Source organism: Amycolatopsis lexingtonensis, from assembly GCF_014873755.1.
Lineage (GTDB): Bacteria > Actinomycetota > Actinomycetes > Mycobacteriales > Pseudonocardiaceae > Amycolatopsis > Amycolatopsis lexingtonensis.
In genome coordinates this window covers 3,162,124-3,175,779 of the sequence record NZ_JADBEG010000001.1, presented here as the reverse complement: position 1 = coordinate 3,175,779, position 13,656 = coordinate 3,162,124, and the positions used below count along the sequence as shown (strand labels likewise).

General features: G+C 72.4%; 15 protein-coding genes. 9 read left to right on the top strand and 6 right to left on the bottom strand.

What is annotated here, in order from left to right; all coding sequences use genetic code 11:
• Positions 1-20: 20 nt before the first annotated feature.
• The 4 genes from H4696_RS14460 to H4696_RS14445 form a co-directional block, all read right to left on the bottom strand.
• Positions 21-1,250 carry an AI-2E family transporter gene (locus H4696_RS14460; protein ID WP_086864438.1) on the bottom strand — a complete coding sequence of 410 codons (1,230 nt, stop codon included), beginning with the start codon at positions 1,248-1,250 and terminating at the stop codon, positions 21-23.
• Between the two features lie 179 nt (positions 1,251-1,429).
• On the bottom strand, positions 1,430-1,894 hold the full coding sequence (locus tag H4696_RS14455) for a DivIVA domain-containing protein (RefSeq protein ID WP_086864439.1): 465 nt from the start codon (positions 1,892-1,894) through the stop codon (positions 1,430-1,432).
• Complete coding sequence (locus H4696_RS14450) at positions 1,891-2,322, bottom strand: DUF6292 family protein (RefSeq protein ID WP_086864440.1); 432 nt, start codon at positions 2,320-2,322, stop codon at positions 1,891-1,893. Before H4696_RS14450 ends, H4696_RS14455 begins: the two co-directional genes overlap by 4 nt.
• A 68-nt stretch (positions 2,323-2,390) precedes the next feature.
• A complete protein-coding gene (locus H4696_RS14445) occupies positions 2,391-2,834 on the bottom strand; it encodes an Hsp20/alpha crystallin family protein (RefSeq protein ID WP_192782311.1) in 444 nt (147 codons plus the stop codon).
• A gap of 98 nt (positions 2,835-2,932) precedes the next feature.
• Between H4696_RS14445 and H4696_RS14440 the strand changes: the two genes are divergently transcribed.
• Complete coding sequence (locus H4696_RS14440; RefSeq protein ID WP_086856418.1) at positions 2,933-3,532, top strand: HSP18 transcriptional regulator; 600 nt, start codon at positions 2,933-2,935, stop codon at positions 3,530-3,532.
• 2 nt (positions 3,533-3,534) lie between these two features.
• Here H4696_RS14440 and H4696_RS14435 read toward each other — a convergent pair whose 3' ends face one another.
• Both H4696_RS14435 and H4696_RS14430 read right to left on the bottom strand, forming a co-directional pair.
• Complete coding sequence (locus H4696_RS14435) at positions 3,535-4,776, bottom strand: MFS transporter (protein WP_086856417.1); 1,242 nt, start codon at positions 4,774-4,776, stop codon at positions 3,535-3,537.
• A gap of 118 nt (positions 4,777-4,894) precedes the next feature.
• Positions 4,895-5,806: a LysR family transcriptional regulator gene (locus H4696_RS14430; protein ID WP_086856416.1), complete on the bottom strand. Its 912-nt coding sequence runs from the start codon at positions 5,804-5,806 to the stop codon at positions 4,895-4,897.
• Between the two features lie 84 nt (positions 5,807-5,890).
• On the opposite strand from H4696_RS14430, the gene H4696_RS14425 reads away from it, so the two are divergent.
• From H4696_RS14425 to H4696_RS14390, 8 genes are all read left to right on the top strand, one after another.
• Positions 5,891-6,850, top strand: a complete 960-nt coding sequence (locus tag H4696_RS14425) for a cyclase family protein (protein ID WP_086856415.1) — start codon at positions 5,891-5,893, stop codon at positions 6,848-6,850.
• Between the two features lie 15 nt (positions 6,851-6,865).
• A complete protein-coding gene (locus H4696_RS14420) occupies positions 6,866-7,981 on the top strand; it encodes an FAD-dependent oxidoreductase (RefSeq protein WP_086856414.1) in 1,116 nt (371 codons plus the stop codon).
• 17 nt (positions 7,982-7,998) lie between these two features.
• Positions 7,999-8,937 carry a VOC family protein gene (locus H4696_RS14415; RefSeq protein ID WP_086856413.1) on the top strand — a complete coding sequence of 313 codons (939 nt, stop codon included), beginning with the start codon at positions 7,999-8,001 and terminating at the stop codon, positions 8,935-8,937.
• A gap of 2 nt (positions 8,938-8,939) precedes the next feature.
• A complete protein-coding gene (locus H4696_RS14410) occupies positions 8,940-9,896 on the top strand; it encodes a fumarylacetoacetate hydrolase family protein (RefSeq protein ID WP_086856412.1) in 957 nt (318 codons plus the stop codon).
• A gap of 19 nt (positions 9,897-9,915) precedes the next feature.
• The gene (locus H4696_RS14405) at positions 9,916-11,058 is read left to right on the top strand and encodes an alpha/beta hydrolase family protein (RefSeq protein ID WP_086856411.1); all 1,143 of its coding nucleotides are present in this window, start codon (positions 9,916-9,918) and stop codon (positions 11,056-11,058) included.
• Positions 11,059-11,201: 143 nt separating this feature from the next.
• Complete coding sequence (locus tag H4696_RS14400; RefSeq protein ID WP_225955685.1) at positions 11,202-11,882, top strand: class I SAM-dependent methyltransferase; 681 nt, start codon at positions 11,202-11,204, stop codon at positions 11,880-11,882.
• 92 nt (positions 11,883-11,974) lie between these two features.
• A complete protein-coding gene (locus H4696_RS14395; protein ID WP_086856410.1) occupies positions 11,975-12,877 on the top strand; it encodes an ABC transporter ATP-binding protein in 903 nt (300 codons plus the stop codon).
• Entirely contained in the window at positions 12,874-13,656 is a 783-nt protein-coding gene (locus H4696_RS14390) for an ABC transporter permease (RefSeq protein WP_086856409.1), read from the top strand. The genes H4696_RS14395 and H4696_RS14390 overlap by 4 nt, the downstream gene beginning before the upstream one ends.

Sequence of the window (13,656 nt, the reverse complement as noted above, 5' to 3'; positions counted from 1 at the left end):
ACGATCCGGCCCGAAGCCCCTCAGTCTTCGTCGCGGCGAGGGGCCGACAGGAGCGCGTCGGCCCAGCGGGCGCGCGGGTCGACATCCACCAGCAGCGCCTTCGCGAGCAGGGTGGCGGGCACGGCGAGAACCGCGCCGAGCGGGCCCAGCAGCCAGGTCCAGAACACGAGCGCCAGCACGGTGACCAAAGTGGACAGACCGACCGAGCCGGCCACGAACCTGGGCTGGATCAGCGATTGCACGACGAAGTTCAGCCCGGCGTACACGATCAGCACCACGAGCAGGCTGCTCCAGCCGCCGTCGAGGAGCGCGATGAGTGCGGGCGGGGCGACCCCGATCACGAAGCCCACGTTCGGGATGTAGTTGGTGACGAAGGCGAGCAGCCCCCACAGCACGGCGCCCGGGACGGAAAGCAGGGCCAGCGCGGTCGTGTCGAGCGCCGCCACGAGGCCGCCGAACACGGTCGTCACGAGCAGGTAGCGGCGGGTGCCGGTGACGAAACCGCGCAGCGACGCGGAAATCCACGGCCGGTCGCGGCCGATCCGGCCGAGGCGCTGGCCCGCCCACGCGGTCTCGGCGCTCAGGAACAGCAGGAGGGCGAGCAGGAAGGCCAGGTTCGTCGCCAGGCCGCCGACCCCGGCGAGGAGGGAACCGGCCAGGCCGACCAGTTTGCCGGCGTCGACGGACGACAGCATGGTCCGCAGCTCCGGTTCGCCGACCCCGAAGCGGCCGAGCACGGTCAGCCCGTCGTGCAGGAGCTCGTCGACCCGGCCGGTGTAGCCGGGGATCAGGGCCGACAGCTGCGCGACGGAGACCACGACGACCAGGAAGAAGGCGAGCAGGGCCGCGTAGACGGTGATCACCAGCACGGCGACGGTCAGCCAGCGCGGCATTCCCTTGTCCCGCAGCCACGTCCGCACCGGATCGAGGGTGATCACGACGACGAGGGCGAGGAAGACCGGGCCGACGAGCCAGGCGACGGCCTGGACGCCGGCCAGCACGACCACCGCGGCGGCGGCACCGAGCAGCACCACGAGCGCGCGGGGCAGGGGAGTGCCACCGGTCCCGAGGTCGCTTTCGGGCGGCCACGGGACCGGCGGCGGGTGCGCGCCGCCACCGAACCGGTCGGCGAGTCTCCGGAAGGGCTGCCGTGCGGGGCGGTCCGCCCGCCGCTCACCGGCCGCGGTCCGGCTCCGCCGGGGCTTGCGGAACCGGTGGGCCGGGAAATCGGTGAACGATGCTCGCAGCATGCGGATCCCTCCGGAGACGGACGGCGGCGAGGCCCACGGTGCCCGCTCGGCGCGGCCCGGCCGTCACCCGGCACGGAGGAGATCGATGCGGTGTCTTGAATGAGTCATTCAGGACCGCCGAAGACCTGAATGACTCATTCAAGACGTCGGCGACGTCGGCAGACCGCGCGGGCCCGGCCTCACGCGGCGGTGAGGTGCTTGCTCCGCACGGCCGGCTCGGCTTCCTCGGCGAGCAGGTGCTCCGCCCGGGCGAGGTAGTCGTCGATCGCGCGCAACCGGGCCGCGGCGCGCTGTTCCACCGCATTGGCCTGCCGCACGATCGCGTCCGCGCGCCGACGCGCGGTCGTCACGACGGCGTCGGCCTCGGCGCGGGCGAGTTCGAGCATGTGCCGGACGCGGTCGCCCACCGCCGCCGGATCGGCCGGGGCGGCGGCGAGCCGGTCCAGGCGGACGCGCAGCCGGTCGATTTCGGTTCGGGCCGCTTCGAGCCGCCGGGCCAGTGTTTCGGCTTCGGCGACAGCGGCGTCGCGGTCGAGGGTGAGCAGCCGCAGCTCGTCCCGGATTTCGGCGAGGTGCTCGTCGACCTGCTCGCGGTCGTAGCCGCGCAGGGTGAGCGCGAAGCTGGTCGGCAAGGGCAGGGTCATGCCGTCCTCCGGGCCCGCAGGGCGGCGCGCAGCTCGTCCGGCCCGGCGGCCGTGCGCAGGGCCGGTGGATCGAGGCGGCCGATGCGGTGGTCGTCTTCCTGCAGCGCGGTGAGGAACCGCGTGATCCGCGCCGGTGGCGGGGTGACCGTGGGGCCGCCGAGGTACCGCAGGACGATCATGTCTTCGCCGGAGTGGGTTTCGACGGCGGCGGACCAGCCGTGGACTTCGTCCCACAGCAGGGCGACATCGCGATCCGGGTACCCGGGCAGGCGCTCGTCGAGGGCGACGTAGGCGGAGACCGGGGTGTCGTGGTCGACGGTGCAGGACTCCATGCCGATGCCCAGTGCGGCGGTGACTTCGGCCAGGTAGTCGTACAGCGTGGCCAGGGCGGGGTGGCTGCCCCGGCCGAGGTGCAGCGGGGTGGTCATGAACACGTCCTTCGTGCGCGTGCGCCGGGTGGCCGGACACCCGGGTCCGGCCACCCGCCGATACCGGGTCAGGCCTGGATCTGCTGCCGATCGGTGTTCGCGCCGGTGACTTCGATGCGCCGGGGCTTGGCCCGCTCGGCGATCGGGATGCGCAGGGTGAGCACGCCGCGGTCGTAGTCGGCGGTGATCCGGTCGGTGTCGAGGGTGTCGCCGAGGAACAGCTGCCGCGAGAACACGCCCAGCGGCCGTTCCGAGACCTGCAGCCGGACGTCGTCGCCGGTCGGCAGCGGACGGCGTTCGGCCTTGACGGTCAGGACGTTGCGTTCGACGTCGAGCTCGATGGCGCCGGGGTCGACGCCGGGGAGGTCGAAGCTGACCACGAATTCGTCGCCCGCGCGGTAGGCGTCCAGGGGCATGGGGGCGGGCCTGGACCAGGTGCCGGGGGCCGGGGTGCCGAACACCTGCTGGGCGAAGCGGTCGAATTCGCGGAACGGGTCGGTGCGCATCAACATCGGGGTCCACCTCCAGGGTCGTCTTGCGTCAACACGCATCGCTTTTCTAGCATGTCGTCATTTGGATGACAAGTGTGGCGTCGTCGATAGGATGACAAATGAACGATGAGGAAGTGCCGGGAATCAGTGACGTCGTGCGCGCGGCCCGGGCCGGCAGTGCGGCTCCCGACGACGTGCTCGGTGCGCTGACCCGGTTGCGGGCGTTGCGCGACCAGCTCGGGTCGTGGGAGCCGGAGCTGATCGCGGCGGCGCGCGCCGGCGGGGTGAGCTGGGCGGCGCTCGCCCCGGCGCTGGGCGTGGCGAGCCGGCAGGCGGCCGAGCGCCGGTTCCTCCGGTTGCGGCCCACGCCGAACGGCGAGCTGACCGGCGAAGCGCGGGTGGCCGCCGAACGCGGTCGTCGCGCCGGCGACCGGGCGGTCGCCGAGTGGGCGCGCCGGAACTCGGCGGTGCTGCGGCAGCTGGCCGCTCAGGTCAGCGCGGTGCGCGGCCTCGGCGACGCCGGGCAGGCGAGCGCCGCCCGGCTCGGTGCCGCGCTGGGCGAGGACGACGTCACCGGGCTGCTGCCGCCCCTGGCCGAGATCCGGACCCACCTCGAGCGCGATCACGTCGGGCTGGCCGAGCAGGTGGGCGCGATCGGCGAGCACGCCGAACGGCTGCGGCGCGATGCGGCCGATCGCCGTCGGGAGGCGGGGCGGTGAGGTCAGGTGTCGGAGATGTGCCGGGGCCGGTCGGTGCGCCGCACCGCGATCGCGGTCAGCGCGGCCATGACCGCGGTCGCGATGCCGAGGACCGCGAGCGCGCTCCGGACGCCACCGGTGCCGGTGGCGATGGCGGAAATGGCGAGCGGGGAGGCGAACTCGCCGAGGAACAGCGTGCTCGTCCACAAGCCGGTACCGCGGCCGCGCTGCTCGAACGCGAGCCGCTTGACGGCCCAGGTGACCAAGGTGGGCAGCAGCATCCCGGTGCCGAATCCGGTGAGGACCGCGCCGATGGTGATGAGCACCGGGGACGCGGCGGCGAACACGAGCAGGAAACCGGCGGCGGACAGGCCGAACTCCACCGGCAGCAGGACCCGCGGGGACTTCCCGGCCAGCGGACCGAACGCCAGCGCGCCGCCGGCCGTGCCCAGCGACATGATCACCGAGACCAGCCCGATGGCGCCGGTCGAGGTGACGCCCACTTCCGTGAGCACGTAAGGCAGTTCGACGATGAGGGCGTAGAAGACGACACCGCCGAAGACGGTGACCAGGCACGGCGCGGCCAGCCCGCCCCAGGGGAGCTTCGGCAGGTGGCGGTTCGCGGCCCGCTTCTCCGGCGAGACGGGTTGCCACAGCTTGACCAGCATCGGGATCGCGAGCGGCGCGGCCACGGCGTACAGCCAGAACGGCGTGCGCCAGCTCGACGCGCCGAGTGCGCCGCCGAGGGCCAGGAACGCGGTGGCCGACAGCGTGGCGACCAGCGTCTGCAGGGCCAGGTAGCGCGCCCGGCGTGACCCCGACCAGTAGTCGCCGATCAGGGTCGTGCAGCAGGTCATGATCGCGCCTTCGCACAATCCGACCAGAACCCGGCTGGCGAGGATCGCGCCGAGCGAGTCCAGGTACAGCGGTGCGGTGCCGAACACGGCGTAGGCCAGCATCGCGGCGATCAGCAGCCGCTTCCGGTCGATCTTGTCGACGGCGATGCCGGCGAGTGGCGCGGTGAGCGCGATCAGCAACGCCGGGGCGGTGAGCACGAGCGGGACGAGGACGTCGGCGCCGGGCGTGTCCGCGAACGCCCGGGTCATCCGCGGGAGGACGGGGGCGATGAGGACGGCTCCGAGCACGGACATGCAGCTGCCGGACAGCAGGAGCACCAGCTGCGTGATCCCCGCCGATCGCCGGGAGGCAGATTGGTGCGAGAGACCGGTGTCCGGCGGCCGGTTGCGTGCGGGGCTTTCGGGCATGGCGGCACCTAGATTCGTCATCGGTCCAGGAGGGGAAACTGTGGAAGAAGTCTGGGTATCCCGGCCCTGGAACGGAAATCACCATTCGTGAAGTCGGGCATCACCGCGGTGGATGCGGTCAGGTGGCGACTCGTGCCGCCGCCGCGGCGACTAGGTCGCGGAGGTAGCGGTGCTCGGGATCGTCGTCGTGGATCGGGTGCCACCACATCGCCTCCAGCAACGGGCTCACCTCGAACGGGCACGGCAGCGCCCGGACGCCGAGGGCGGCCGGGATCCGGTCGGCCAGCCGCCGTTGCAGCAACGCGACCCGGGGCGATCCGGCGACCAGGCCGGGAATGGCCAAAAAGGACTCGGTGACGATCTGCACGCGCGGTTCGATGCCCAGCATGCGCATCTGCCGCGCGGCCGGCGTCGACGCGGTCGGCCCGTGGTAGGTGGCCACCCAGGGCATCGTTTCGAGCTGCGCGGTCGTCAGGGCGTCCCCGACGTCCGGGTTGTCGGCGGCGACGAGGCACACCCACTCGTCGGTGTAGAGGTCCTGGTGCCGCAGGCCCTGGAGGAAACCGTGCGGCAGCAACAGCAAGTCGACGCCCGCCAGCACCTGTTCGGCCGCGTCGACCAGGTGCGGGGTGTTCGCCAGCAGCCGCAGCTGAGCGCCGGGAGCCTGTTCGTCGAGCAACGCCACGAGCGCCGGGCCGAGCACCGCCGCGCCGTAATCGCTGACCACGAAAGAAAACTCGCGCGTGGTGGTCGCGGGATCGAAGTGGGCCGCGGCGGCGAAGACCCGGTCCACGCCGGCCAGCGCGACCCGGACCCGCTCCTTCAGCTGGACGGCCAGCGGCGTCAGGCGGGAGGCGTTGCCGACCCGGATCAGCAGCTCGTCGTGGAAGTGCCGGCGCAGCCTGCCGAGCTGGGCCGAGACCGCCGGCTGGCTCAGCCCCACCTGCTCGGCGGCGCGGGTGACGCTGCGCTGCTGCAGCAGCGCGTCCAGCGTGACCAGCAGGTTCAGGTCCAGCGTGGCGAGATTCATCGCGGCAGGATATCCACCGCGCTGATGTGGTGCATCAGCTGATTCGTCTTCCCGGATGCCCCCGGAGGCTCCACCCTGGGGTGCGTGGAACGAAACGATCCCGAAGGCGCGATCGCGGCGGCGGCGAAACGGTGCACCAACGCGGGCCGCTGGGGCCCGGACGACGTGCTCGGCACGCTGAACCACCTCGACGCGGCCAAACGCGTGGAAGGCGCCGCGCTCGTCCGGCGTGGCGTGAGCTTCTCCCTGGCGCAGAGCTTCGGCGCCGACGGCCCGCAGAAGGGCTGGCGCCGCCGGACGAACCCGGTGCACACGATGCTCGACACCGGCGTCGACGCCGAACGCGGCACGCAGGGCTTCCCGCACGGGATCGGCGGCGCCGACGACGTCGTGTTCATGCCGCTGCAGGCCTCGACCCAATGGGACGGGCTCGGCCACATCTTCGACCACGGCGTGGCCTACAACGGCCGCCGCGCGGGTGATGTCGTCACCAGCGAGGGTGACCGAGTCACCGGGATCGAGACGACCGCCGGGCTGATCGCCGGGCGCGGGGTGCTGCTCGACGTCGGGCGCGTGCTCGGCGGCGGTGAGCTGCCCGACGGGTTCGCGATCACCGTCGAGCACCTCGAGGCCACGATCGCCGCCCACGGTCCCACCGCCCGGGTCGGCCGCGGCGACCTCGTCCTCGTCCGGACCGGCCGGCTCACCCGGGCCCGGCGCGAAGGCTGGGGCGACTACGCGGGCGGCGATTCGCCCGGCCTGTCGTTCACCACCGCGGACTGGCTGCACGGCACCGAGATAGCCGGGATCGCCACCGACACCTGGGGTGTCGAGGTGCGGCCCAACGAGTTCGACGACGCGTTCCAGCCGCTGCACCAGGTCGCCATCCCGCACATCGGGCTGTTCCTGGGGGAGATGTGGGACCTCGACGCCCTCGCCGAGGACTGCGCGGCCGACGGCGTTCACGAGTTTTGGCTGACCGCCGCGCCCCTGCCCGTGACCGGCGCCGTCGGTGCCCCGGTCGCCCCCATCGCCGTCAAGTAACCGAAGGAGCCTGTCGTGACCGCCGTGAACACCGTCCTCGTGGTCGGCGCGGGTCTCGCCGGGACCGGCACCGCGATCCTGCTCGCCGCCCGCGGAGTCACGGTCGACCTGGTCGAGGTCGACGCCGGAATCAGCGCGCTCGGGTCGGGAATCACGTTGCAGGGCAATGCCTTGCGCGTGCTGCGCGACCTCGGCGTCTGGGAGGCCGCGCGAGCCGAAGGCTACTGCTTCGACAGCGTGGGCCTGCGTGCCCCGGACGGCACCGTGCTGGCCGAGATCCCCGACGCTCGCACCGGCGGCCCCGACCTGCCCGCGACCCTGGGCATGCCCCGGCCCGCGCTGGCGCGCATCCTCATCGACCGAGCCCGCGACTCGGGCGTGAAACTCCACTTCGGACTGTCAGTCACCGGGCTGGGCGAAGCCGGCGACGTCACCTTCTCCGACGGCTCGACCGGCCGGTACGACCTGGTCGTCGGCGCGGACGGCATCCGCTCGACGGTCCGGCGGCTGCTCGGCATCGAGACCGGCCCGCGGCCCACCGGGATGGGGATCTGGCGCGCGTTCGGTCCGCGCCCGGCGTCGATCACGCGGACCGATCTCTGCTACGGCGGCCCGTGCCACATCGCCGGGTACTGCCCGACCGGGGAGAACTCGCTCTACGCCTATCTCGTCGAGGACGCGCAAGACCGCAGTGGGCTCGGTCCCGTGGAACGGCTCGAGACGATGCGGCAGCTCGCGTCGGCCTACCACGGGCCGTGGGACGAGATCCGCGCCGCGCTCGACGACCCGGCGCGCATCCACTACACCTGGTTCGAAACGCACGTCCTGCCGGCGCCGTGGCACCGCGGCCGGGTCGTGCTGATCGGCGACGCCGCGCACTCCTGCCCGCCCACCCTCGCCCAGGGCGGGGCGCAGGCCCTGGAAGACGCGGCGGTCCTGGCCGAGCTGCTGACCGGGCACGACGTCGTGGACGAGCGGCTGTGGACGGCGTTCACCGACCGCCGCTACGCCCGCGCCAAAGCCGTCGTCGACGCGTCCAACCAGCTGGGCCAGTGGCTGCTCGACCGCGAGCCGGGCGACGTCCCCGGCCTCATGCGCCGGATCACCGAACTCGTCTCCCAGCCCGCCTGACCCCCCCGGAGGAATCCGTGACCGACCGCCTGATCACCCACCTGCGGCACGTCGACCTCGCCGTGCCCGGCTTCGCCCGGCAGCGCGACTTCTTCACCGGCGCCTGGGGCCTGAGCACCGAGCACACCGACACCGGCATCGCGTTCCTCGCCGCGGCGGGCTCGCCCGAGCAGTACGTCGTCCGGCTGCGCCAAGCCGAGGACAAGCGGATCGACCTGATCGCGTTCGGCGCCGCCACCCCGGCCGACGTCGACACCCTCGCCGCGCGCCTGGCGACTTCCGGCGTCACCCTCGTCCACGAACCGAAGACCCTCCTGACGCCGGGTGGCGGCTACGGTTTCCGGTTCTTCGACAACGAAGGCCGCACGATCGAGGTCAGCGCCGACGTCGCGATCCGCGCGCACCGCAAGGTCGAAGCCGGTGAATCCGTCCCGGTGCGACTGTCGCATGTGGTCATCAACTCCGCGGATCCCGAGGGCACACGCGCGTTCTACGAACGCCACCTCGGGTTCCGGCTCTCGGACACGCTCATGCACCCGCGGATGGGCGAGATGATGTGGTTCCTGCGGATCAACGCCTGGCACCACAGCGTCGCGATCGCCCGCGGGCCGCACCCGTCGCTGCACCACGCGTCCTTCGAACTGCGCGGGCTGGACGAGTACATGCGCGGCACCGGCCGCCTGCTGCGCGCCGGAGTGGAAAAGATCTGGGGCCCGGGCCGGCACCTCGCCGGGAACAACACGTTCTCCTACTTCCTCGACCCGCACGGCAACACCCTCGAATACACGACCGAGCTGGACGAGGTCGACGAGGACACCTGGCACCCCCACCTCTACGACTTCAGCAAGCCGGAGGTCTCCGACCAGTGGGGGACGGCGAACGCGATGAACGAGTTCGTCGCGCGGAAGTCGTTCAACGACCCCGACAAGGGTCTCTTCGTCGCCCCGCCGGTGTAGCCATGAGGTTCGCCACTTACGAGCTGGACGGGACCGTCCACTCCGGAATCGCCGGCGACGACGGGCTGCATCCGTTGCCGGAAAAGACAACTGTGCTCGATCTTGTGCGCGCCGGGTTGCCCGCCGCGCTCGAAGCCGGGACGGCGGCGCTGCGGCGACCGGCGGTGCCGCTGTCCGCCGTGCGGTTGCTGCCGCCGCTGGACCCGCCCACCGTCCGGGACTTCGTGGCCTTCGAGGAGCACGTCGAAGGCGTCGTCGCGAGCGTGTCCGGCGGGGCCGGGGTGCCGCCCGAGTGGTACCAGGCCCCGACCTTCTACTTCACCAACCCGTACGCGCTGCTCGGCGCCCACGACGACGTCCCGGTCCCGCCGGGCTGCGAGCTGTTCGACTTCGAGCTGGAGGTCGCCGCGGTCATCGGCCGCGGCGGCGCGTCCCTGGATCCCGCGCGGGCCCGGGAGGCGATCTTCGGGTACACCATCCTCAACGACTGGTCCGCCCGCGACCTGCAGCGCCGGGAGATGAAGGTCCAGCTCGGGCCGGCCAAGGGCAAGGACTCCGCCACCACCCTGGGGCCGTGGCTGGTGACCGCGGACGAGCTGGCGGCGCACCACGACGAGGACGGCTTCCTCGCGCTCGAGATGACCGTCGCGGTCAACGGCGTGCGCGTCGGGCACGACCTGCTGTCGAACATGGGCTGGCCGTTCGCCGAGCTGGTCTCCTACGCCTCGCGGGGCACGTGGGTCCGCGCCGGGGACGTGCTCGGGTCGGGCACCTGCGGCAACGGCGGCTGCCTGGCCGAGCTGTGGGGCCGGGGCCGGGACCTCCCGCCGCTGGCCCCGGGCGACGTCGTCGAGATGACGGTCGAGGGGCTGGGGACGATCCGCAACACCGTCGTCGCCGGTTCCGCGCTGCCGCCGGTGGCCCCCGCCCGCCCGCGGCCGAGACAGCGCACGCGATGACGACAACGAAAGGATCACCGTGTTCGAGTACTTCCCCGAGAACTACCCGTGGAGCCTGGGGGTCGTCGCGACGCTCAACAGCGGCGGGCTCATCGACGAGGTCGACCGGGCCTGCCGCCCCATCCGTGAGGCGGCCACCCGCGGCGAGGACGCGGGCACCCCGGACTTCCTGCGCGCCTGGACGGCGCTGACCGACCAGCTCGTCGCGCAGGCCGAGGAAGCCGAGAAGACCGGCCACCTGCGGACCGCCGGGCAGCTGTACGCGCGCGCCACCAATTATCTTTCGCAGGCCGAACGCCTCCAGAGCGCGTCCGCCGAGGGCCGGCTCGACAGCTACCGGCGCGTGCTGGAGCTGCAGCAGAAGGCGTTCGACCTCAAGGACCCGGGCATCACCCGGGTCGAGGTCCCGTACGAGGGCACGACGCTGCCGGCGTACTTCAGCTCCGCCGGCGAGCACGCCCCGGTCATGATCATGTGGAACGGGCTGGACTCGACCAAGGAGCACATGTACGCCTCCGGGCACTGGGAAGAGCTGGCCGCACGCGGCATCTCGGCCCTGATGGTCGACTGCCCCGGTTCCGGTGAGGCGCTGCGCGTGCAGGGCCTCACCGCCCGCGTCGACACCGAGGCGTGGGCGAGCGCCTGCGTCGACTACCTCGAAACCCGCGACGACGTCGACCCGGCCCGGATCGGCCTGGTCGGCTGGTCGCTCGGCGGCTACTACGCCCCGCGCGCCGCCGCCTTCGAGAAGCGGCTCGCGCTGGTCGTCGCGTGGGGCGCCAACCACGACTGGGGCGCGGTGCAGCGGCGCCGGCTGGAACGCGAAGGCGAGCGCCCGGTGCCGCACTACTGGGAGCACGTCCGGTGGGTGTGGGGCCACGAAGACCTGGACGAGTTCATCGCGTTCGCCGACTGCATCAACCTCGACGGCGTCGTCGAGCACATCACCGTGCCGTTCCTCATCTGCCACGGCGAACGCGACCGGCAGATCCCGGTGGCGTACGCGCACCGCTCGTACGAGCAGGCGGTGGGCAGCCCGCGGCGGGACCTGCGGATCTTCAGCGTCGAGGAAGGGGGGAGTGAGCACATCGGGCTGGACCATCTGGGGCACGTCAGCACTTACATCGCCGATTGGGTGAGCGACGTGTTCGGCCAGGAGTAGCCGTACGGTGGTTGAGCGTCTTCTTTCGCCGACCGAGGAGCACGCCATGAGCAAGACCGCCGACGGGACCGCGCTGGGGCCGATGGTCATCGTGGCCGTCGAGCAGTTCGAGCCCGCGCCGCTGGTCGACGACCGAGAAGAAGATGCCGGGGCTGTGGGCGAGCATGCTCTGCCGCAAGCGCTACGTCGACGACCAGCTGCTCGACGCCGCGGCCGGTGGGCTCGACGCCGTGGTGATCCTCGGTGCCGGGTTCGACACCCGGGCCTACCGGCTGCCCCGGCTGCGCGGGATCCCGGTCTACGAGGTGGACCTGCCGGCCAACACGGCCCGCAAGGCCGCCGCGCTGCGCAGGCGGTTCGGCCGGGTCCCCGGGGACGTCACGCTGGTCCCGGTGGACTTCGAGACCCAGGACTTCCGGGCGGAACTGCGCCGCCACGGCTTCACCGGCGGACGGAAGACCTTCGTCGTGTGGGAGGCGGTGACCCAGTACCTCACCGAACCCGCCGTGCGGCACACCCTCGAGCAGCTGGCCGACCTCGCGCCGGGCAGCCGGCTGGCCTTCACCTACCTCCGCAAGGACTTCCTCGACGGCGAGCAGTTCTACGGGGCACGCGCGGCCTACGAGGACTTCGTGGTCAAGTGGCGGCTCTGGCGGTTCGGGCTGGCGCCCGGCGAGGTCGCGGGGCTGCTCGCCGAGTACGGGTGGCGGGAACGCGAACAGCTCGGGCCGGCGGAGTTCACCGCCCGCTACCTGCAGCCGGCCGGGCGCGACCTGCCGGTGTCGGAGATCGAGCGCTCGGTGCTGGCCGATACCGTCCATTGAGGACACTCAGGCGCGCCGCGGGAGTACGCTGGCCCCGGGTGTGCCGGGAAGCCTGGTCGGCGCGACAGTCCTGCGCGCGAAACGAGGCTCCCATGACGATCGACGCCGTCCACCTGACCAAGCAGTACCGCGACGTCCGGGCCGTGGACGAGGTGACACTGCGCGTCGCACCCGGTGAGATCTACGCCCTGCTCGGCCTCAACGGCGCCGGCAAGACCACGACCATCCGGATGCTGCTCGGCCTGCTGCGCCCGACCCGCGGTGAGGTGTCGCTGTTCGGGGAACGGGTCCGGCCCGGCCACAACGCCGGCTGGGCCCGGGTCGGGTACCTGGTCGAGACTCCCGCCGCCTACCCCGAGCTCACCGTGACCGAAAACCTCCAGGTGATCGCGCAGCTCCGTGGCCTGCGCGACGAGCACGCCGTGACCGATGCCATCGCCCGGCTCGGCCTGCGACCCCACGCCCACCGCCGCGCGCAAACCCTCTCGCTGGGCAACAAGCAGCGCCTCGCACTGGCCAAAGCGCTGCTGCACCGGCCCGAGCTGCTGATCCTCGACGAACCCGCCAACGGCCTCGACCCCGCGGGCGTCGCCGAGATCCGGAACCTGCTGCACGACCTCGCCCACCACGACGGGGTGACAATCCTGCTCTCCAGCCACATCCTCACCGAAGTCGCCCGCCTGGCCACCCGCATCGGCGTCCTCGACCACGGACGGCTGGTCTGGGAAGGCGCCGCCGCCGACCTGGCCGGCCGGTCACGCCCGCGGTTGCGCGTCGAGGTCCACGATTCCGGTCGCGCGACGGCGGTGTTGCGCGCGGCCGGGCACGCCGTCTCCGACGAGGAGGGCGGGCTCGCCCTCACCGGTGACCGCGCGATCCACCACCCCGAAGAGATCGCCACCCAGCTCGTGACCGCGGGCTGCCCGCCCACCCGGCTCGCCGTGGAGCAGGACGACCTCGAGACCTGCTTCCTGCGCCTGGTCGGCCGGTCATGAGCACCGCCACGGCCGCGGTCCGGACCGAACTGCTCAAGGCCCGCCGCTCCCGGCTGCCATGGGTCACGGTCGCGGCGTTCACCGTCGCGGCCGGCTTCGGCGGCCTGATCATGTTCATCCTGCAGGACGTCCGCCGCGCGCGGGCCCTCGGCTTGCTCGGCACCAAGGCCGCGCTCACCGGCGGCACCGCCGACTGGCCAGCCTACTTCGCGCTGCTCGCCCAGATCATCGCCGTCGGCGGCGCCGTTCTCTTCGGTGTCATCGTGATCTGGACGTTCGGCCGCGAATTCAGCCAGGGCACCGCCAAGGACCTGCTGGCCCTGCCCACTCCGCGCACCACGCTCGTCGGCGCGAAGTTCGCCGTCACCACGGGCTGGTCGCTGGTGCTCACCGGGCAGACGTACCTGCTCGGGCTGGCGATCGGCGCCGCGCTCGGCCTGTCCGGCTGGTCGGCCGCGGTCGCCGCGACCGGTCTGGCGAAACTGCTGCTCACCGCGGTGCTGACGATCGCCGTCGCGACCCCGTTCGCCCTCGCCGCCAGCGTCGGCCGCGGCTACCTCGCCGGGGTCGGTGCCCTGTTCCTCGCCGTCTTCCTCGCCCAGGTCATCGCCCTGCTCGGGTACGGCCCGTACTTCCCGTGGACCGTACCCGCCCTCGTCAGCGACATCGCCGGCCGCCAGCCACCCGGGCCCGTCGGCTACGGCCTCGTGGCCGTAGCCGGCGTCGCCGGAGTGCTGGGGACGGCCTTTTGGTGGAAACACGCCGACCAAGACCGCTGA

Coding starts and splice junctions, on each gene's coding strand:
- H4696_RS14410 (WP_086856412.1), top strand. CDS start 8,940: ATGAGGTTCGCCACTTACGAGCTGGACGGGACCGTCCACTCCGGAATC.
- H4696_RS14445 (WP_192782311.1), bottom strand. CDS start 2,834: ATGTTGATGCGCACCGACCCGTTCCGCGAATTCGACCGCTTCGCCCAG.
- H4696_RS14390 (WP_086856409.1), top strand. CDS start 12,874: ATGAGCACCGCCACGGCCGCGGTCCGGACCGAACTGCTCAAGGCCCGC.
- H4696_RS14450 (WP_086864440.1), bottom strand. CDS start 2,322: ATGACCACCCCGCTGCACCTCGGCCGGGGCAGCCACCCCGCCCTGGCC.
- H4696_RS14430 (WP_086856416.1), bottom strand. CDS start 5,806: ATGAATCTCGCCACGCTGGACCTGAACCTGCTGGTCACGCTGGACGCG.
- H4696_RS14455 (WP_086864439.1), bottom strand. CDS start 1,894: ATGACCCTGCCCTTGCCGACCAGCTTCGCGCTCACCCTGCGCGGCTAC.
- H4696_RS14460 (WP_086864438.1), bottom strand. CDS start 1,250: ATGCTGCGAGCATCGTTCACCGATTTCCCGGCCCACCGGTTCCGCAAG.
- H4696_RS14435 (WP_086856417.1), bottom strand. CDS start 4,776: ATGCCCGAAAGCCCCGCACGCAACCGGCCGCCGGACACCGGTCTCTCG.
- H4696_RS14395 (WP_086856410.1), top strand. CDS start 11,975: ATGACGATCGACGCCGTCCACCTGACCAAGCAGTACCGCGACGTCCGG.
- H4696_RS14440 (WP_086856418.1), top strand. CDS start 2,933: ATGAACGATGAGGAAGTGCCGGGAATCAGTGACGTCGTGCGCGCGGCC.
- H4696_RS14400 (WP_225955685.1), top strand. CDS start 11,202: ATGCCGGGGCTGTGGGCGAGCATGCTCTGCCGCAAGCGCTACGTCGAC.